General features: G+C 69.7%; 20 protein-coding genes. 10 read left to right on the forward strand and 10 right to left on the reverse strand.

The features are described 5' to 3' along the window. Window positions 1–226 precede the first annotated feature (226 nt). The 5 genes from EPN98_RS11735 to EPN98_RS11755 all read left to right on the forward strand — a co-directional run bounded on the left by EPN98_RS11735 (window position 227) and on the right by EPN98_RS11755 (window position 5,682). Complete coding sequence (locus EPN98_RS11735) at window positions 227–799, forward strand: GNAT family N-acetyltransferase (RefSeq protein WP_293362886.1); 573 nt, start codon at window positions 227–229, stop codon at window positions 797–799. 191 nt (window positions 800–990) lie between these two features. Next, window positions 991–2,289, forward strand: a complete 1,299-nt coding sequence (locus EPN98_RS11740; protein WP_293362887.1) for an ammonium transporter — start codon at window positions 991–993, stop codon at window positions 2,287–2,289. Between the two features lie 29 nt (window positions 2,290–2,318). Next, window positions 2,319–3,260 carry a sugar phosphate isomerase/epimerase gene (locus EPN98_RS11745; RefSeq protein ID WP_293362888.1) on the forward strand — a complete coding sequence of 314 codons (942 nt, stop codon included), beginning with the start codon at window positions 2,319–2,321 and terminating at the stop codon, window positions 3,258–3,260. A gap of 80 nt (window positions 3,261–3,340) precedes the next feature. Next, window positions 3,341–5,110: a GMC family oxidoreductase gene (locus EPN98_RS11750; protein ID WP_293362889.1), complete on the forward strand. Its 1,770-nt coding sequence runs from the start codon at window positions 3,341–3,343 to the stop codon at window positions 5,108–5,110. Beyond that, window positions 5,107–5,682 (forward strand): gluconate 2-dehydrogenase subunit 3 family protein, encoded by a 576-nt coding sequence (locus EPN98_RS11755; RefSeq protein WP_293362890.1) that lies wholly within the window; start codon window positions 5,107–5,109, stop codon window positions 5,680–5,682. Before EPN98_RS11750 ends, EPN98_RS11755 begins: the two co-directional genes overlap by 4 nt. Here EPN98_RS11755 and EPN98_RS11760 read toward each other — a convergent pair. The 7 genes from EPN98_RS11760 to EPN98_RS11790 all read right to left on the reverse strand — a co-directional run bounded on the left by EPN98_RS11760 (window position 5,679) and on the right by EPN98_RS11790 (window position 11,203). Beyond that, entirely contained in the window at window positions 5,679–6,170 is a 492-nt protein-coding gene (locus EPN98_RS11760; protein ID WP_293362891.1) for an AAA family ATPase, read from the reverse strand. The two genes, EPN98_RS11755 and EPN98_RS11760, sit on opposite strands and share 4 nt — an antisense overlap. 4 nt (window positions 6,171–6,174) lie before the next feature. Continuing rightward, window positions 6,175–7,251 carry a Glu/Leu/Phe/Val dehydrogenase dimerization domain-containing protein gene (locus tag EPN98_RS11765; RefSeq protein WP_293362892.1) on the reverse strand — a complete coding sequence of 359 codons (1,077 nt, stop codon included), beginning with the start codon at window positions 7,249–7,251 and terminating at the stop codon, window positions 6,175–6,177. A gap of 60 nt (window positions 7,252–7,311) precedes the next feature. Continuing rightward, a complete protein-coding gene (locus tag EPN98_RS11770) occupies window positions 7,312–8,334 on the reverse strand; it encodes an alpha/beta fold hydrolase (RefSeq protein WP_293362893.1) in 1,023 nt (340 codons plus the stop codon). Window positions 8,335–8,431: 97 nt separating this feature from the next. Further along, window positions 8,432–9,070 (reverse strand): glutathione S-transferase family protein, encoded by a 639-nt coding sequence (locus EPN98_RS11775; RefSeq protein ID WP_293362894.1) that lies wholly within the window; start codon window positions 9,068–9,070, stop codon window positions 8,432–8,434. Then, window positions 9,067–9,327 carry a DUF3253 domain-containing protein gene (locus tag EPN98_RS11780; RefSeq protein WP_366558477.1) on the reverse strand — a complete coding sequence of 87 codons (261 nt, stop codon included), beginning with the start codon at window positions 9,325–9,327 and terminating at the stop codon, window positions 9,067–9,069. The genes EPN98_RS11775 and EPN98_RS11780 overlap by 4 nt, the downstream gene beginning before the upstream one ends. Then, complete coding sequence (locus EPN98_RS11785) at window positions 9,327–10,475, reverse strand: acyl-CoA dehydrogenase family protein (protein ID WP_293362895.1); 1,149 nt, start codon at window positions 10,473–10,475, stop codon at window positions 9,327–9,329. Before EPN98_RS11785 ends, EPN98_RS11780 begins: the two co-directional genes overlap by 1 nt. A 77-nt stretch (window positions 10,476–10,552) precedes the next feature. After that, window positions 10,553–11,203, reverse strand: coding sequence for a hypothetical protein (locus tag EPN98_RS11790; protein ID WP_293362896.1), 651 nt, complete (start codon window positions 11,201–11,203; stop codon window positions 10,553–10,555). A 146-nt stretch (window positions 11,204–11,349) separates the two neighbouring features. Here EPN98_RS11790 and EPN98_RS11795 point away from each other — a divergent pair, with 146 nt between their 5' ends. The 5 genes from EPN98_RS11795 to EPN98_RS11815 all read left to right on the forward strand — a co-directional run bounded on the left by EPN98_RS11795 (window position 11,350) and on the right by EPN98_RS11815 (window position 14,286). Continuing rightward, window positions 11,350–11,817, forward strand: coding sequence for a PaaI family thioesterase (locus EPN98_RS11795; protein WP_293362897.1), 468 nt, complete (start codon window positions 11,350–11,352; stop codon window positions 11,815–11,817). Between the two features lie 96 nt (window positions 11,818–11,913). Continuing rightward, window positions 11,914–12,330, forward strand: coding sequence for a DUF2147 domain-containing protein (locus EPN98_RS11800; protein ID WP_293362898.1), 417 nt, complete (start codon window positions 11,914–11,916; stop codon window positions 12,328–12,330). A gap of 2 nt (window positions 12,331–12,332) precedes the next feature. After that, window positions 12,333–12,785, forward strand: coding sequence for a GNAT family N-acetyltransferase (locus EPN98_RS11805; RefSeq protein ID WP_293362899.1), 453 nt, complete (start codon window positions 12,333–12,335; stop codon window positions 12,783–12,785). A 91-nt stretch (window positions 12,786–12,876) separates the two neighbouring features. Beyond that, a complete protein-coding gene (locus tag EPN98_RS11810; protein WP_293362900.1) occupies window positions 12,877–13,233 on the forward strand; it encodes a hypothetical protein in 357 nt (118 codons plus the stop codon). A gap of 63 nt (window positions 13,234–13,296) precedes the next feature. Continuing rightward, window positions 13,297–14,286: an MsnO8 family LLM class oxidoreductase gene (locus EPN98_RS11815; RefSeq protein WP_293362901.1), complete on the forward strand. Its 990-nt coding sequence runs from the start codon at window positions 13,297–13,299 to the stop codon at window positions 14,284–14,286. Between the two features lie 22 nt (window positions 14,287–14,308). On the opposite strand, the gene EPN98_RS11820 is transcribed toward EPN98_RS11815, so the two are convergent. From EPN98_RS11820 to EPN98_RS11830, 3 genes are read right to left on the reverse strand one after another with little or no spacing between them, the layout of a single operon-like run. Continuing rightward, window positions 14,309–15,121 carry a hypothetical protein gene (locus tag EPN98_RS11820; RefSeq protein ID WP_293362902.1) on the reverse strand — a complete coding sequence of 271 codons (813 nt, stop codon included), beginning with the start codon at window positions 15,119–15,121 and terminating at the stop codon, window positions 14,309–14,311. Next, window positions 15,121–15,768: a glutathione S-transferase gene (locus EPN98_RS11825; protein WP_293362903.1), complete on the reverse strand. Its 648-nt coding sequence runs from the start codon at window positions 15,766–15,768 to the stop codon at window positions 15,121–15,123. The genes EPN98_RS11820 and EPN98_RS11825 overlap by 1 nt, the downstream gene beginning before the upstream one ends. A 2-nt stretch (window positions 15,769–15,770) precedes the next feature. Beyond that, window positions 15,771–16,661, reverse strand: a complete 891-nt coding sequence (locus EPN98_RS11830; protein ID WP_293362904.1) for a permease — start codon at window positions 16,659–16,661, stop codon at window positions 15,771–15,773. Window positions 16,662–16,708: the final 47 nt, after the last annotated feature.

A 16,708-nucleotide genomic window follows, 5' to 3' on the forward strand; every position in this document is an offset into this window, starting at 1 on the left:
GAGCCTTGGGGCTGAGCGCTCAGCCGTGCTATGGCGCGGCCATGGTCCGCCGCAACGCCAACCCGTCCGGTTGCTCGAACGCCACCCTCGCGGGGCGTCCGGCCGGTCGTGTGCGCGTGAGCGCCTAGCCTTCCAGACCCAAGCCCCGCCGGACCGGCCGGGGTTTTGGATCACATCAGGAAGGCGCATCCCCGGCCTCCGGCTCACTCGAAGAGAGAGACCCGAGATGGACGACCGAAGACCCCTGCCCCCCACACCTGTCCTCGAGACGGAACGGCTGGTGCTGCGCCCGCTGGCCGAAACCGATACGCCGACGATCCAGCGGATCTTCCCGCAGTGGGAGCTGGTGAAGCATCTCAACGCCCTGGTGCCCTGGCCTTACCCGGACGATGGCGCGGCCACCAATATGGCCGATTGCCTCGCGAAGCGGGCGCGGGGCGAGAAGTTCTTCTGGGCGATCACCTTGAAGGGCGACGACACCCTGCGCGGCCGGATCGACCTGTGGCCGCACGACGGGCAGACCCGCGACTCGCGGGGCTTCTGGCTGGACCCCGAACTGTGGGGCCAGGGGCTGATGCTCGAAGCCGCCGATGCGGTGACCGGCTACGCCTTCGAGACCCTGGGCTGGACCGAACTCTACCTGACCAACGCCCAGTCGAACGCGGCCTCGCACCGAATCAAGGAGAAGCAGGGCGCCGAGCTCGTGGACCTGACGCCGAACGTCTACGTCAGTGGCCCGGACCTGCGCGAGACCTGGATTCTGCGCCGTGACGCCTGGCTCGCCCGGAAGGGGAAATGAGTGTTTTGCCCGGTTTTTCGGCATGAATTGCCCGAAAAACCGGCGAAATCGACGTCGGACGGGTGCGCACGCGGGCGCCCGTCCGATAGGCGGTTGGCCGCACACTTGCCCACTGCCTATGCAGACCTTGCCTCGCGTCTAGGCAGATCGGCGGAGACTCGTCGGCGACGCGGGGTCGAGGGGGAGACGCCATGACCCGGGCGCGCGTGCTGGCCGGACTTTCGACGCTGATTTTCGCGGCATCCGGCGCGGGCTCGGCCCTGGCGCAGGACGCTCCGCCCACGGCCGACCCGGCCAATACGGCCTGGATCCTGGCGGCGACGGCGCTGGTGCTGTTCATGACCCTGCCGGGGCTGGCCCTGTTCTACGCTGGCCTGGTGCGGGCCAAGAATGCGCTCAGCGTGATGATGCATTGCGTGGCGATCGCCTGCCTGGCCTCGGTGCTGTGGCTGCTGGGCGGCTATAGCCTGGCCTTCTCGGGCTCGAACCCCTTCATCGGCGACCTCGCCAAGTTCGGCCTGCCCGGCGGCCGCGACACCGTCAGCGGCACGCTGCCCGAGACGGTGTTCTTCGCGTTTCAGATGACGTTCGCGATCATCACGCCGGGGCTGATCGTCGGCGCCTACGTCGAGCGCATCAAGTTCGGGGCGGTGCTGATGTTCTCGGGCCTCTGGCTGCTGCTGGTCTATGCCCCGGTCTGCCACTGGGTGTGGGGCAGCGGGTGGCTGGCCCAGATGAAGGTGATGGACTACGCGGGCGGCCTGGTGGTGCACGCCACGGCCGGCGTCTCGTCGCTGGTGGCGGTGGCGATGCTGGGGCCGCGCGACGGCTTCCCCGGCGACCTGCACCCGCCGCACAATCCCGGCATGACGATGATGGGCGCCGGCATGCTGTGGGTGGGCTGGTACGGCTTCAACGCGGGCAGCGCGCTGGCGGCCGACGCGGCGGCGGGCTCGGCCCTGGTGGCGACCCACCTGTCGGCGGCGACCGCGGGCCTGGTCTGGGCGCTGATCGAGCGCGTGAAGTTCGGCCGCACCAGCATGATCGGCGTGGTCACCGGCGTGGTGGCCGGCCTGGCCACCGTGACCCCGGCCTCGGGCTTCGTGGGCCCGGTCGGCGGCGTCGTGCTGGGCGCGCTGGGCAGCCTGATCTGCTTCCACTGCGTGGGCCCGGTGAAGTCGAAGCTGAAGCTGGACGATAGCCTGGACGTCTTCGCCGTGCACGGCGTGGGCGGCATCCTGGGGACCCTGGGCGTGGCCGTGTTGGCCTCGGCCCAGCTGGGCGGCGCGGGCTACGCCGAGGGCATGACCATGGGCAGCCAGGCCGGCGTGCAGGCGCTGGGCGTGCTCACCGTCTGCGCCTGGTCGGCGGCGGCCTCGGCCGTGATCCTGCTCCTCTGCAAGTTCACCGTGGGCCTGCGCGCCACCCCGGAAGCCATCGAGGACGGGCTCGACCTCTCGACCCATGGCGAGCGGGCGTATCAGAACTAGGCTATGGTGCGCACCCGGGGAGGGTCGTCATGCCGTCCATGCACCGTCGACAGTTGCTGGCCGCAGGGACTGCGGTCCTGGGGATGGGCTTAGCAAGCGCCAAGGCTCCGGCCGCCCAACCCTTCTTTCGGCGAACCGGGCTGCCCATCGGCCTGCAGCTCTACACGCTCGGGCCGGACGTGGCGGCCGACCTGGAAGGGACCCTCGCAGCCGTCGCAGCCATCGGCTACCGGCGCGTTCAGCCCTCGAGCTTCTTCGGCCGTTCACCCGACGAATTGCGGGCCGCGATAGATCGGGCCGGACTCACCTGCCGCAGCGTCCACGTGCAGCCCCGCACGCTGGATGGCGATCTCGGAAAGCTGGCGCAGGACGTCCTTACGCTGGGCGCGACGGAGGCCGCCCTCTCCATTCCCAACCTGCCGCCCCGGTTCGGCGGTCCGGCGTCGGGCGAGGCCCCCGGGACGTTCCTTCGGCGCGTCGTGCCGCAACTGACTGCCGACGACTGGAAAGGGAACGCGGACCTGCTCAACGCCAGGGGCGCGGCGCTGAAGCAGGCTGGGGTCAGGCTGGGCTACCACAATCACAATTTCGAATTCGCGCCCCTGGCCGGCGGCGGGACCGGCTTCGATATCCTCCTTCGCGAGACCGACCCGACGCTGGTGAATTTCGAGCTGGACGTGGGGTGGGCCGTCGCGGCCGGCATGGATCCCGTGGCTCTGCTGAACCGGTACAAGGGGCGGTTCAGCCTGATGCACGTCAAGGACGTGAAGGCCTCCACGCGGGCCAATCATGTCCTGCAGATGGACCCGACGGAGGTCGGCTCCGGCGGGATTGACTGGGCGCGGGTGTTGTCCGCGGGCTACGTCGCCGGGGTGCGCGGCTTCTACGTCGAACAGGAGCCACCGTTTGCGTTCCCGCGGCTGCAGTCGGCCAGGATCAGCTACGACTACCTGGCCCGCCTCGCCGCCTGAAGCAGCTTGACCTTGGCGCTTGCCGCGCGGGTGGGAACCCGCGATGGTCATCCCGCGAGGCGTTCGATTGGGGGATCGACATGGCCTACCTCAACACCAGGGCGCGCGGGTCGACGGGGTTCGACGCCATCGTCGTCGGCAGCGGCATCAGCGGCGGCTGGGCCGCCAAGGAACTCACGGAAAAGGGCCTTCGCACCCTTGTCCTGGAGCGGGGCCGGATGCTGCGCCACCCCGAGGACTACACCACTGCGCTCAAGCCGCCCTGGGAAGAGCGCTACCCGCGAGGCCGCCTCCCGCGTGCGGAGTTGGACGCGCACTACAAGGTGCAGAGCCGCACGGGCTACACGATCACCGAGTCCACGGCTCACCTGTTCGTGCGCGATGACCAGCACCCGTACAACGAGACGCAGCCTTACACCTGGGTGCGCGGCTACCAGGTGGGTGGCAGGTCGCTGATGTGGGCGCGCCAGAGCTATCGCCACAGTGACCTCGACTTCGAAGGCAATGCGCGCGAGGGCGTCGGCGTCGACTGGCCCATCCGCTACGCCGACCTTGCCCCCTGGTACGACTACGTCGAGCGGTTTGCCGGCGTGAGCGGCCAGAAGGAGGGGCTGGCGACGCTGCCGGACGGCATCTTCCAGCCGCCCATGGACATGAACTGTGTGGAAAAGGCGTTCAAGGCGGCGACCGAGAGCCGCTATCCTGAGCGCCGGGTCACGATCGGGCGCGTCGCCAACCTGACGGCTCCGACGGACGAGCAGCTCGCCCTTGGCCGGGGCAAGTGCCAGAACCGGAACCTGTGCATGCGCGGCTGCCCTTTCGGCGCCTATTTCAGCTCGAACAGCGCAACTCTCGTGGCCGCCGAGCGCACCGGAAACCTGACGATCCGGCCGAACTCCATCGTGGCGTCGCTGATCTACGACGAGAAGGCCGGCCGGGCGACCGGTGTGCGCGTCGTCGACGCAATCACGCGCGAGGAGCTCGAATTCCACGCCGAGGTGATCTTCCTCTGCGCCTCCAGCAACGCGACCGCTGCGATCATGCTGAACTCGACGAGCCGCCGCTTCCCGAACGGCATGGGCAACGACAGCGACCAGCTGGGCCGCAATCTCATGGACCAGCACTCTCGGGTCGGCGCCTCGGCGGACGTTCCGGGCTATCTCGACACCTACTACTCCGGACGGCGGCCGAACGGGCTCTATATTCCGCGCTTCCGCAACCTGGGGGACCGGGCCACGGCGCGGACGGACTACCTGCGCGGCTTCGGCTACCAGGGCGGCGCGGCTCGGCTGGGTTGGGAGCGCAGCCTGCCGGGCGAAGGTTTCGCGGCGGCGCGCAAGGCCGAAGGCCCGTCCGGCTTCGGCGCCGAACGCAAGGCAGCCCTCAGCCAGCCAGGGGCGTGGTCGATGCGGCTCAACGGCTACGGCGAAATCCTGCCGCATCCCGATAACCGGGTCACCCTGAACCGCGACGTCCTCGACCCCTATGGCCTACCGACACTGACATTCGACGCCCGCCTGCGGGAGAACGATCGAGCCATGCGCAAGGACATGCAGGTCGCGGCCGCCGAGATGCTGGAGGCCGCGGGCTTCAAGAACATCCAGACGTTCGACAACCCCTACGCCCCCGGCATGGCGATCCACGAGATGGGTGCGGCGCGCATGGGGCGCGATCCGAAGACCTCGGTGCTGAACGCCCACAATCAGGTGCATGCCTGCCGCAACGTGTACGTGACCGACGGAGCGGCCATGACATCGGCATCGGCCGTAAACCCATCCCTCACCTACATGGCGCTGACGGCCCGGGCCGTGGCCCACGCGGTCGAAGCCCGACGGAGGGGTGAGCTGTGAACCTCCGCTCAACCTTGGCCGGGATGGACCGGCGATTGGTCCTTGGCGGCGGGCTCGTGCTTGGATCGCTGGCGTTCACGGCCGGCCCCGTCACACCGGCGATCGCGGCCCCCGCCCCGCTGGCCTGGACGCCTCGGGCGCTGTCCCTTCAGCAAGCGCAGGTGCTGGACGCGGCCGCCGAGCTGATCATCCCGGAGACCGACACGCCGGGCGCGCGCCGCGCCGGCGTGCCGCAGTTCGTCGATCGCGCGCTCGCCGACTACTACCCGCCCCCCGAGCGTCAGCGGATCGCGCGGGGACTGGACCAACTGGATGCGGACGCGCGGGCCGCGCACGGCGCCGGATTCGCTGCGCTGAACACGGAGCAGCAGACGGCGATCCTCAATCGCCACGACGCCGCCGAGGCGGCCGCGGGACCCGGGTTCTTCGCCGCCCTGCGTGACATGGTTACCACCGGCTACTTCACGTCAGAGCCAGGCGCGACCCTGGCGCTGCGTTACGATCCCGTGCCTGGCGAGTACCGCGCCTGCGTGCCCCTTTCGGAAATCGGCCGCGCCTGGGCGACCTCCTAGAGCCGCGCCAGAATCTCGGCCACGCAGGCCGCCACACTCCGCCGCGCCGTGTCGACTACCAGGCGGTCACGCGTCCAGGGGCGATAGTCGCGGCCCACGACTTCCTCCCAGATGGGCGGGGTCAGGCCGGGCACGTCCACGGTGCGGGTCTCGACGCGGCGCCGATGTTCGGCGGGATCGCTGCAGACGACCTCTATCTCAAGCACGTCGGCGCCGGCGGCCAGGCCGGCGTCGCGCCAGGAGTCCCGAGTCTTCATCCAAGGGTTCACGCTGTCGCCGACGACGTCGAGGCCGAGGCGAAGGTTGTCCACGGCCAGGGCGCAGGCAGCGCGGTAGCCCTCGTCGGTGATCGGGGTCGCCTCGTCGGCTATGGCGGTCTCTATCGTGTCGATGCGGAGCCAGACGGCCCGTAGCTGGCGGGCCAGCTCGCGGGCGATGGTGGATTTCCCGGTTCCCGGCAGGCCGCTGAAGACGACGAGCCGGGGCAAGGGATCAGGCCGCCGCCTGCTTGCGCACGGCGCCGACGATGCGGGCCCGGGCGATTTCGTTGGCGACTTCGTGGGTGGGGCGGCGTTCGTGCTGGGCCTGGTCGAGGACTTCCTCGAGGGTCAGCATCAGGCGGTCCAGCTTGGCGTCCACCCAGGCCGGGTCGAAGGCTTCGTCGCGGTCGAGGGCGCGGATCTCGCCGGCCACGTTGATGATGCCGCCGCCGTTGATGACGTAGTCGGGGGCGTAGAGGACACCGCGGTTGAAGAGTTCGCGGCCCGCGTCGGCGGAGGCCAGCTGGTTGTTCGCGGCGCCGGCGATGATCTTCGCCCGGATGCGCGACAGGGTGTCGAGGCTGATGGCGCCGCCCAGGGCGCAGGGGGCGAAGACGTCGGCATCGACGTCGAAGATGGCGGAGGGGGCCACGACCTCGGCGTTCGTCTCGGCGGCCACGCGGCGCAGGGTCTCGCCGTTGACGTCGGTGAGGATGAGCTTGGCGCCGGCGGCGTGCAGCTTCTTCGCCAGGTATTCGCCGACGTGGCCCACGCCCTGGATGGCGACACGGACGCCGCCCAAGTCGCGCTTCAGCGCGCGCTGCACGCAGAGGCGGACGCCGCGGAACACGCCCTCGGCGGTGACCGGGCTGGGGTCGCCCGAGGCCGCGGCGTGGCCGTCGAGGCCGGCGACGTAGCGGGTCTGGGTGCGGGCATAGGCCAGGTCGACGGGCGAGACGCCGACGTCCTCGGCGGTCCAGTACTTGCCGCCCACGTCTTCGACCGCGCGGCCGAAGGCTTCGAACAGCTGGGGCGTCTTCTGGGTGCGGCTGTCGCCGATGATGACCGACTTTCCGCCGCCCAGCTCGAGGTCGGCCATGGCGTTCTTGTAGGACATGGCGCGCGAGAGACGCAGCGCATCGACCAGGGCCTCCTCCGAGGACGCGTAGGGCCACATGCGGCAGCCGCCGGCGGCGGGGCCGCGCGCGGTGGAGTGGACGGCGATGATGCACTTCAGGCCGGATTTTTCATCCGAGAAGGCGTGGACGCCTTCATGTCCCTCGAATGCCGGGGAATCGAACAAGGTCATGCCGTGAACTCTATGTCCTGGGGGAGGAATTTCGCTGCATCTACGCCTCGCCGGGTCATCTCACAACCCCGCTGCGCGGCGCGAAGCGTCGCGGCTGGCGTCCCTGGCGGCGCCGGGGATCGGCGGTGCGTCGGACGGCAGGGGCGCGTCGGGGTCGCGGATGAAGCTGAGCATGTCGGCGATCACCACCGCGCGCTGCTTGTCGCGGGTGAGCAGGTGATGGCCGGCGGCGTAGTAGGCGCTGCGGTCCGAGGGCTGGAGGCGCTTCACGGCCTTGAAGGCGGCGTTCTTGGGGATGATCTGGTCGTTGGCGCCGTAGAGGTAGAACGTGGGCACGTGGTCGTCGCCGACCCGCGTGGCCGCCTTGTCCATCAGCTTCACCAGCCCGTAGAGCGTGTCGGACCGCGCGCCCCAGATCATCAGCCGGTCGCGGCCCATGGCGATCAGCTCGTCGCGATTGTCGGTGGGGTAGATGCGGTTCGTGACCCAGCGGGGCGGCGTGTAGACCTTGCCGGCGGTGAAGTTGGCGGCCAGCCACAGCAGGGTCTTGTTGGGCAGGGGCTGCGACTTGAAGCCCCAGACGCCGGGGGCCAGCAGCAGCAGGCGGTCGGCCGGCGGCGGGTTGTCGCCCGCGAACGCGACGGCGGCCACCGAGCCGCCCATGCTCTCGCCCACCACGGCGATGATGGCGTTCGGATGCCGGGCGCGGGCCAGGGCGGTCACCGTGCGCAGGTCCTGGCTCATCAGCTCGGCGCCGGCCCACACGCCGCGGCCGGGCGAGCGGCCGAAGCCGCGCTGGTCGTAGGCATAGGTCGTCACGCCCTGGGCGGCCCAGGCCTCGGCGGCGAAGTGGAAGGCGTTGGCATAGTCGTTCATGCCGTGGGCGGCGACGATCACGGCCCAGGGCTCGCCCTGAGCCTGCCACGTCGTGAGCCCCAGCCGCGCGCCGTCGAAGCTGACTACCGCGCCGCCTTCGAAGCGGGGCCCCTGGAAACCCGCGGCCGGGGTCAGCGGCTGCTGCCGCAGCATGGGCGAGCAGGCCGATAGCGTCAGCAGCACGATGGCGAGGACGAGACGCATCATCACGGGGAACTATAGAGCCCGCCCGTTAACCCTGAGAAAAGGGCGACCTTGCGTCGCCCCAATCTTCGGGGATGGGCGACTTTGCGTCGCCCGGGCCTCACGCGATGCCGAACATCGCCCGCTCCTGGGCCACGATCGGCGCGAAGGAGGGCCGCGCCAGGATCGCGTCGACGTACTTCGCCGTGCGCGGATAGGCCTGGGCGTCGATCGCGTGGCCGCAGAGCACCAGGTTCTGGAAGGGACTGGCCACGGCGAGGTCGGCGAGCGTGATCCGGTCCTCCAGCAGGAAGCCCGACTCGGGGATCGTCTTCTCAAGGTAGCCAAAGATGCCCGGGAGCTGAGCCTTGCCCGCCTCGACGGCCGCCACGTTGGTCTCCTGCTTGAGGAAGCGGGGCGCGACCACGAGGTTGAAGAACATGGCGCCGGCCGCGGCCACCAGGATGGTGTCGGCGAATTCGTCGTACCAGATGGCCCGCGCCCGGGCCTTGGGCTCGGCGGGGATCAGGTTCGGCTCGGGCTGGATCGCTTCGAGGTAGGTGACGATGGCCGACGAGTCCGAGATCAGGAAGTCGCCGTCCCGGAAGCCCGGCATCTTGCCGAACGGGCTGGCGTCCTTGAACTCGGGCGGGCCCCCGCCCATCCCGGCCTGCTGCAGATCGACGGCGATGCCCTTCTCGGCCGCGAAGGCCAGGGTCTTGCGGACAAAGGGGCTAAGCGTCGAGCCGTAGACGATCATGGGGTTTCCTCTGTCTCCGCGCCCGGCAGGCGCATGCGCCAGACGCCCCGGAACGTGTCGGGGTCGGCCGGCTTGTTGTGGCGCAGGATCACCAGCTTGTCCTGGCGTGCGAGGCCGATGGCGACCGCGCGCACCTTGCCCAGTTCGCGCTGCCAGCGCTCTTCGCTCAGCGCGCGCGCCACCTGCTCGGGCGAGATCGACTTGCCGGCCGGAACCTTGGCCAACAGGTCGAGGATGACGGCCTCGACCGGATCCATCAGCCGCCCCGCTTCAGCGTCTCGCGGGCGATGATCACCTGCTGGATCTGGCTGGTGCCCTCGTAGATGCGGAAGATGCGCACGTCGCGGTACAGCCGCTCGATCCCGTAGTCGGCGACATAGCCGGCGCCGCCGAAGATCTGGACGGCCTTGTCGGCCACGCGGCCCACCATCTCGGAGGCGAAGTATTTGGCGGCGGCCGCTTCCATGGTGACGTTCTGGCCGGCGTCGCGCTTGCGAGCGGTCTCCATCGTCAGCGCCTTGGCGGCCAGCACCTCGGTCTTGCAGTCGGCGATCATGCCCTGGAGCAGCTGGAACGACGACAGCGGCTGGCCGAACTGCTTGCGCTCGGACATGTAGGCCACGCAGTCGGCGATCAGGCGTTCCGCGACGCCGACGCAGAGGGCAGAGATGTGCAGGCGGCCCTTGTCCAGCACCTGCATGGCCACCTTGAAGCCCTCGCCCTCGGCGCCGATGCGGTTCTCGGCCGGGACCCGGACGTTGTCGAAGAAGACCTCGGAGACCGGCGCGCCCTGCTGGCCCATCTTCTTCTCGGACTTGCCGACGGTGACGCCCGGCGTCGAGCTTTCGACCAGGAAGGCCGACACACCGCCGCCGCCCGGCTTGTTCGGGTCGGTGCGGGCCATGACGGTGAAGAGATGCGCCTTGGCGGCGTTGGTGATGTAGCGCTTGGCGCCGTTGATCACATAGTGGTCGCCATCGCGGACGGCCCGCGTCTGGACGGCGCCGGAATCCGACCCGGCCTCGGGCTCGGTCAGGGCGAAGGAGGTGATGATCTCCCCCGAGGCGATCCCGGGAAGGTACTTCTCCTTCTGGGCCTCGGCGCCGAACATCACCAGCGCCTGGCTGCCGATGCCGACGTTGGTGCCGAAGGTGGAGCGGAACGCCGGGCTGGTGCGGCCCAGTTCGACCACCACCAGGCACTCGTCCTCCATCGACAGGTCCAGGCCGCCGTAGGACTCGGGGATCGACAGGCCGAACAGGCCAAGCGCCTTCATCTCCTCGACCACGTCGTCCGGCATGGCGTCGTTCTCGGCCACCTGGGCCTCGAGGGGGCGCAGCCGTTCGGTGACGAAGCGGCGGACGGTGTCGATGAGCTGGTCGCGAGTCTCGGCGTCGAGCGCCATGGGCGGGTCCCCCTCTGGAAAGCGGGCGGACCCTAGTGTCAGGCGCGGCGCATCGCAAACGGTTCCCGTCGCCGCGCTCAGCCGGCCGGCGGCTCGCAAGGCCGGGCGGTCGCGGTCGACTTGAAGCGCGTCAGGCCCACGGCGACGACCGGGCGCTTCCAGGTTTCGGTGCGGACAGCGCGAGCCGGCACGGCGCAGACGGGGGCCGGCAGGGGCGTCACCTTGCCCTGCCGCATGATCAGGGCGATGGCGCTGTAATCCAGCGCCTGACCGGTCTGGTTCCAGACCTTGAGGATCGTGGCCCGCACCTCGGCCGATCCGTCGAGGGCCACGGCGAACTCGCCCTCGGCGGGCGGCTCGAACGCCTCGGTCACCTCGCCCTCGGGATGGGCGGCGGCGAGCTTGCCCTCTTCCACCTTGGTCAGCAGCGGCAGGCCCTTGTCGTCCAGCCGGAACACCGCGCGCTGGCCCAACACGACCTGCAGGGTCTCGCCCTGAACCAGGGTCTTCTGCTCGACCGTCAGCGACCTGGCGGCGGCGACGGCTGCGGGCGCGGCCTTGGGTTCGTCGACCGGCTTCGCGCCGGCGGGCGGCGGCTCGACGGTCTTTTCGTCCAGGCCGGGAAGGTCGACCACCACCGCCTCGCGGGGCGCCGTCTGGACGGGGCCGTCGTCCTCCGGCGCGGGCTGGACGGCGAGAGCGAGGAAGAGAGCGAGGGACGCGAACATGAGCACGTAACGTACGGGCGGCTATTCGGTGACGACAAGACGCTTGCGGTCGCACGGCTCCAACCTGGCCAAGCGCCTCTTCCCCATCGCCCACCCCCGTGCTTAGACGCGCACCTTCAGACGGCTCAGTGAAGGTTGCAACGCGAATGGACGGCGCCGCGGACAGCGAGAACAACTACACCTCGAAGCTGGTCCAGGTGACCGAGGGCGAATGGGCGGGCTGGTCCTGCTATCCCGGCGGGGACCCCTTCGAGGACCTGGCGGGCACGTTCTATTTCAAGATTGAAGACGACGGGCGGCCGGTCTGCGCCTTCCGCGCCGAGCGCAAGCACCTGAACGGCGGCGGCTTCCTGCACGGCGGCTGCGTGATGACCTTCGCCGACTTCTCGCTGTTCGTGATCGCCCGCGACGCCATCGACGGATCGTCCACGGTGACGGCCACCTTCAACTGCGAGCTGGTCGGCACAGCGTTCGAAGGCGATCTGGTCGAGTGCCGCGGCGAGGTCGTGAAGGCCGGACGCAGCATGGTGTTCGTGCGCGGCATGATCACCAGCAAGGGCGAGCCGCTGGCCAGCTTCTCGTCGGTGCTCAAGAAGACCAAGCGACCCTCCTGAGGCCGAAAACCTGGCGGTGGCGCCCAGGACACACCTGTGACCCCGTTGCGTTACGGCCTTGAAATTGTCCGGGTCGCAGGCGACCTAAGCGCAACCATGATCCAGCGAACCCTGATTTCCGCCCTGATCGCCGCCGCCGCGGTCGCCGCGCTTCCCGCGTCGGCGAACGCGCAGGACGCGATCTATGGCGTGTGGCGCAACCCGAAGAACTCGGTGCACATCGATATCCAGCCCTGCGGCCAGTATCTGTGCGGCCGGGTAGTGTGGGCCAACGCCAACGCGCGCGAGGACGCCAGGAAGGGCGGCACCAAGGAGCTGATCGGCTCGCAGCTGCTGCGCAACTTCTCGCCCGGCAAGGGCGGCGCCTGGAAGGGCAAGGTGTTTGTGCCGGACCTGAACGTCACGGTCTCGGGCACCGCCGAACTGCTCGACAACAACACGCTGCGCGCCCGCGGCTGTGTCTTCGCCGGCATCGGCTGCAAGTCGCAGAACTGGAAGCGCGTCCAGAGCTAGCCATGACGCTGGCGCCGCTGACCCCGGCAGACATTCCCGAGGTGATGCGGATCGAGCGCCTGCCCGGCTATGGCGCCTACCTGGGCCGCTGGGACGCCGACGAGCACGCCGCCGAGCTGGCCTCGACCGACGCGCGCTACTTCGGCGTGCGCGAGGGCGCAGGTCTGGCCGGGTTTGTCATCCTGCAGAGGTTCCGCGAGCCCAGCGTGCGGCTGCGACGCATCGCGGTGGATGGGGTGGAGCGCGGACTGGGGACGCGGATCGTGCGCGACGTCATGGACTGGGTGTTCGAGCGTTCGGACGCCACGGCTCTGCACCTGGACGTCCACGTCGACAACGCCCGCGCCCGGCATGTCTACGCGCGGGAAGGCTTCATCGATCAGGGCCAGTTCGACGCGCAGCACCGCCTGATGGAGATCTCCCGCGCCGGCTGGACGGCGCGGCGCAGCGGCTAACTCCGGCAAGCTCGGCACTGGACACGCGGCCCCGGGTCGCCCAGCAATTGGGACCAGCCCGTCGATAGAACGGGGCTTCTGGGAGAGCCGAATGATCCAGGTCACCTGCCACTGCGGCGCCGCCGCCCTGACGGCCCCCTCGGCGCCGGTCGAAGTGACCGAATGCAATTGTTCGATCTGCCGGCGACTGGGCGCACGCTGGGCCTACTACAACCCCCTCGAGGTCACCCTGCCCGCGCCGGCCACCACCCAGGTCTACGTCTGGGGAGATCGGATGCTGGCCTTCCACCGCTGCAAGGCCTGCGGCGTGACCACCCACTGGCAGAGCCTGGACGGGGCCCGCGACCGCATGGCGATCAACGCCCGGCTGATGGACGATCTGGACTGGGGCGGCATTCGCATCCGACAGTTCGACGGCGCCGACACCTGGAAGTACCTGGACGAGTAGCGGGGCCGGCCGTACGGCTCGTCGCCCCGCCCCAACGGGTGAGCCGAAGTTGTGAGTGCGTCCATGAAGCTATCCGTGCTCGACCTCTCGCCGGTCACTGGCGATGCGACCCAGGCCGAGGCCGTGCGCCAGTCGATCGACATCGCCAAGGCGGCCGAGGCTCTGGGCTACCACCGCTTCTGGCTGGCCGAGCACCACAACATCGCCGCCCTGGGCTCGCCCAACCCCGAGATCCTGATCGCCGCCATCAGCCAGCACACCCAGCGCATCCGGCTGGGTTCGGGCGGGGTGATGCTGGTGAACTATTCGCCGCTGAAGGTGGCCGAGACGTTCATGGAACTGGAGGCGCTGGCGCCCGGACGGATCGACCTGGGCCTGGGCCGCGCGCTGGGCGCCGACGCCCGCACCGGCGGGGCGCTGCGCTCGGTGGGGTCGGACGCCTTTCCCCAGTATTTCCAGCTGCTGTCGGCCTGGCTGCTGGATGCGTCAGGCAAGGTCCCGATCCCGGAGGGCCACCCGATCTACGACATCAAGGCCAACCCCGCGGGCCCTTCGCACCCCGACCTGTTCGTGCTGTGCACGTCCGAAGAGAGCGCCACCTTCGCCGGCATGATGGGCGTGGGCATGGTGTTCGCAGAGTTCATCGCCCGCGCGGAGGCCGGACCGGCCATCGCCGCCTACCGCCGGGCGTTCCGGCCGTCGGCCTACCGCACCGAGCCCTGGGCCGGAACGGCGGTGATCGCCTATGCAGCCGAGACCGAGGAAGCCGGGTGGCGCGGCGACGCGCCGAGACGGGCCGGGACAGTGTCGATGCTGTCGGGCCGCCGCCGCCGCTTCACGAACATCGAAGACGCCGAGGCCTTCCTCGCCGAATGGAAGGGCACGCCGCTGCTGGCGGATGTCGAGGGCCGCAGTATCGCCGGCGAGGCCGGAGCGGTGCGCGCCCTTCTTGAAGGCAAGGCGAAACGCGTCGACGCCGACGAGGTGTTCGTGATGTCGGCGGGGCCGTCGCTGCCAGAGCGGATTCGATCGCTGGAGCTGCTGGCGCCTTAGCGGCGTCAGCGCCCCCGCCAGGCTAGTCGGACGCCTTCCAGACGCCGTCCACCTTGGTGAGGCTGGCCCATTCGCCGGGGCCCAGCATGACGGCGGCGGTCTCCCGACGGATGACCACGCGACGCGGCGCCTTCAGTTCGCGGATCATGCGGGTGGTGAAACGGGCCAGATCCTTCAGCACCTCGGGCGGGATGGTCTCCAGATTGCGCGCCGAGTCGGGCGTGGACAGGGCGGCGGCGGCCTTGAAGTCCTTGCGGCTAAGCGCCTCTGCGCGGGCCAGCAGCACCTTCGCCGGTTCGGAGGCCGCGGCCGCGGCGCCCTTGAGGTCGGCCTCTACAGCGTTGGTGAACACCGGGGCCGAGAACTCGAAGACCATGCTGTCGCTGGCGTCGGGCTTCAGCTCGCCCGATACACGCGTCGGGGTGGCGTCGAGGCGGGTCCAGAGGCCCTCGGTGTTGCTGATCGTGGTCGTGGCCATGGAGTAACCGGGCTCGGGCTTTGTCAGGATGGTCGCGACGAGCGAGGTCTTGTCCGCCGGATCGATCTTCAGCAGCAGGCCTTCCAGCCTGCCGTCGCGGGCCATGCCCCAGACCGGCGGGAACGCCAGGCCGCAGATGGCCGAGACTGGAACCTCGCGGTCGCTCAGCAACACGCGCAGGCCATTGCCCTCATCCGAAAAGCCCTCGGTATCATCGACCGCCAGCGCGATGGCGTGGGTCACCTTGAAGTCGGCCCCATCGTGGTTGTAGCGGCCCTCGGCGCGGCCGGCATCGATGGCGAAGGCGGGCCCGGCGGCCAGCGCCAGGCCGCCCGCGAGCACCGCGCGCCGATCCATCACGCGGGCCCCGTGGCTGGAGCTTTCTGGGGCATCCCCGCCTGGGCGGCCGGCCGGACGCGCATGGCGTCGGCCCAGCGCGCGACGTGGACAAGCTCCTCGGGCAGGCGGAACTTGATCATCCGGCCGAAGTCGAGGCTCACGAAGGCGATGATGTCGGCGATGGTCAGCCGATCGGCGGCGATCCACTCGCTGTCGGCCAGCCGCCGGTCCAGGACCTTCAGCGCCCGCGTGGCGCCGGCCAGGTTGTGTTCGCCGATCGCCGGGACCTGCGCCTCCAGCGCGCCCATGGCCGGATGGGTGTGGCGCACCCCCATCATCATCGGCGTGGCCAGCATCATCTCGGCGCGGCGCAGCCACATCTCGATGGTCGCGGTCTCTTCGGGCGTGCGGCCGAAGAGGCTGGGTTCGGGATACTTGGCTTCGAGATAGCGGCAGATCGCGACGCTCTCGGTGATGCAGTCGCCGTTCTCCATCTCCAGCATCGGCACGTTCGGCAGGCCGGCCTTGGCCAGATAGTCAGGCGTCTTGTGCTGGTTTTCGAACAGGTTGAGCGTGACGATCTCGACATCGTCGATGCCCTTTTCGGCCATGAACCAGCGGACCCGTCGCGGATTGGGCGCGAGCGGGGTGTCGTAGAGCTTCATCGTCAGCCTCCAGCTGCGCCGTGGGCGGGGGCCTCCGCCTTCCCGTCGCCGCGCAGCGCCGACCATAGCAGGCTCGCCGCGGCGTAAAGCACCACCACGATCACAAGCCAGCGCAGAGGTTCGATTGGCAGCGACTTGACCACCAGCGCCGCCACGAGCACCGCCGGAATGCCGCCCAGCGCCAGGCCCAACGGGATGCGCAGGTCGACGTCGGTCGTCTTGATGTAGCGCACGCAGGCGCCGGCCGCGGCCACGGCGCCGCCGCCCGCCATGATCGGGAAGCAAAGGCGCGGGTCCATGCCCATGAGGCTCAGCATGACCAGCATGGGCGCGTAGTGCCCCACGCCGAAACAGACGAGCACGCCGAAGACGAAGCTGCCGGCAATGGCGATCGCCGTCAGCGCGGGCGGCAAAGCGCTGGCCGTCCCGCCGACGGGCATCATCTCGAGGTTGGCCAGGGCATAGAACATGGCGGCGAGGATGAGCGCCCCGGCCACCACTGCCTGCACGGCCCGCACGGGCGCACGGGTGGCGAGATCGACACCGAAGCGGGTTCCGACCGTGAGGGCGGCGGCGCAACCGGTGAGCAGCACCGGATCGACCCCCACGCCCAGGAGCACCAGGAAGATCAGGGCCTGCACGAACGTCGGCGGCGTGTGGCCGATCAGCATCGTCGCCGGGATGAGGCGGTCGGGGACGTGCCGGCGGAACCTCAGCCAGGCGGCGGTAGGGGCGAACGAGCCGATGCCCAGGGCGTCGAAGAAGTTGGTCACGGCGCCGACGACGATCGCTTCGGGAAGCGGCCGCGCCGGCTTGGCGCGCAGCGCCTGAAACATGGTCCAGCAGAAGTAAGCGATCCCCAGGGCGATCGCGCCTATGAGCACAGCAAGCATGCGCCCCCCTTCCCCAATGCGGCACACTGGGCCGCCGCGGGGGGCGC

Origin of the sequence: Phenylobacterium sp. (assembly GCF_004299445.1) — a bacterium.
In the GTDB taxonomy this organism is placed as follows: Bacteria; Pseudomonadota; Alphaproteobacteria; order Caulobacterales; family Caulobacteraceae; genus Phenylobacterium.

Excerpts from the sequence above, each read along its gene's own strand:
- EPN98_RS11785 (WP_293362895.1), bottom strand. The coding sequence starts at position 10,475 with ATGGCGCTCGACGCCGAGACTCGCGACCAGCTCATCGACACCGTCCGC.
- EPN98_RS11795 (WP_293362897.1), top strand. The coding sequence starts at position 11,350 with ATGGACGGCGCCGCGGACAGCGAGAACAACTACACCTCGAAGCTGGTC.
- EPN98_RS11800 (WP_293362898.1), top strand. The coding sequence starts at position 11,914 with ATGATCCAGCGAACCCTGATTTCCGCCCTGATCGCCGCCGCCGCGGTC.
- EPN98_RS11745 (WP_293362888.1), top strand. The coding sequence starts at position 2,319 with ATGCCGTCCATGCACCGTCGACAGTTGCTGGCCGCAGGGACTGCGGTC.
- EPN98_RS11830 (WP_293362904.1), bottom strand. The coding sequence starts at position 16,661 with ATGCTTGCTGTGCTCATAGGCGCGATCGCCCTGGGGATCGCTTACTTC.
- EPN98_RS11740 (WP_293362887.1), top strand. The coding sequence starts at position 991 with ATGACCCGGGCGCGCGTGCTGGCCGGACTTTCGACGCTGATTTTCGCG.
- EPN98_RS11815 (WP_293362901.1), top strand. The coding sequence starts at position 13,297 with ATGAAGCTATCCGTGCTCGACCTCTCGCCGGTCACTGGCGATGCGACC.
- EPN98_RS11735 (WP_293362886.1), top strand. The coding sequence starts at position 227 with ATGGACGACCGAAGACCCCTGCCCCCCACACCTGTCCTCGAGACGGAA.
- EPN98_RS11775 (WP_293362894.1), bottom strand. The coding sequence starts at position 9,070 with ATGATCGTCTACGGCTCGACGCTTAGCCCCTTTGTCCGCAAGACCCTG.
- EPN98_RS11750 (WP_293362889.1), top strand. The coding sequence starts at position 3,341 with ATGGCCTACCTCAACACCAGGGCGCGCGGGTCGACGGGGTTCGACGCC.
- EPN98_RS11820 (WP_293362902.1), bottom strand. The coding sequence starts at position 15,121 with ATGGATCGGCGCGCGGTGCTCGCGGGCGGCCTGGCGCTGGCCGCCGGG.
- EPN98_RS11780 (WP_366558477.1), bottom strand. The coding sequence starts at position 9,327 with ATGGATCCGGTCGAGGCCGTCATCCTCGACCTGTTGGCCAAGGTTCCG.
- EPN98_RS11805 (WP_293362899.1), top strand. The coding sequence starts at position 12,333 with ATGACGCTGGCGCCGCTGACCCCGGCAGACATTCCCGAGGTGATGCGG.
- EPN98_RS11825 (WP_293362903.1), bottom strand. The coding sequence starts at position 15,768 with ATGAAGCTCTACGACACCCCGCTCGCGCCCAATCCGCGACGGGTCCGC.
- EPN98_RS11770 (WP_293362893.1), bottom strand. The coding sequence starts at position 8,334 with ATGATGCGTCTCGTCCTCGCCATCGTGCTGCTGACGCTATCGGCCTGC.
- EPN98_RS11765 (WP_293362892.1), bottom strand. The coding sequence starts at position 7,251 with ATGACCTTGTTCGATTCCCCGGCATTCGAGGGACATGAAGGCGTCCAC.
- EPN98_RS11810 (WP_293362900.1), top strand. The coding sequence starts at position 12,877 with ATGATCCAGGTCACCTGCCACTGCGGCGCCGCCGCCCTGACGGCCCCC.
- EPN98_RS11790 (WP_293362896.1), bottom strand. The coding sequence starts at position 11,203 with ATGTTCGCGTCCCTCGCTCTCTTCCTCGCTCTCGCCGTCCAGCCCGCG.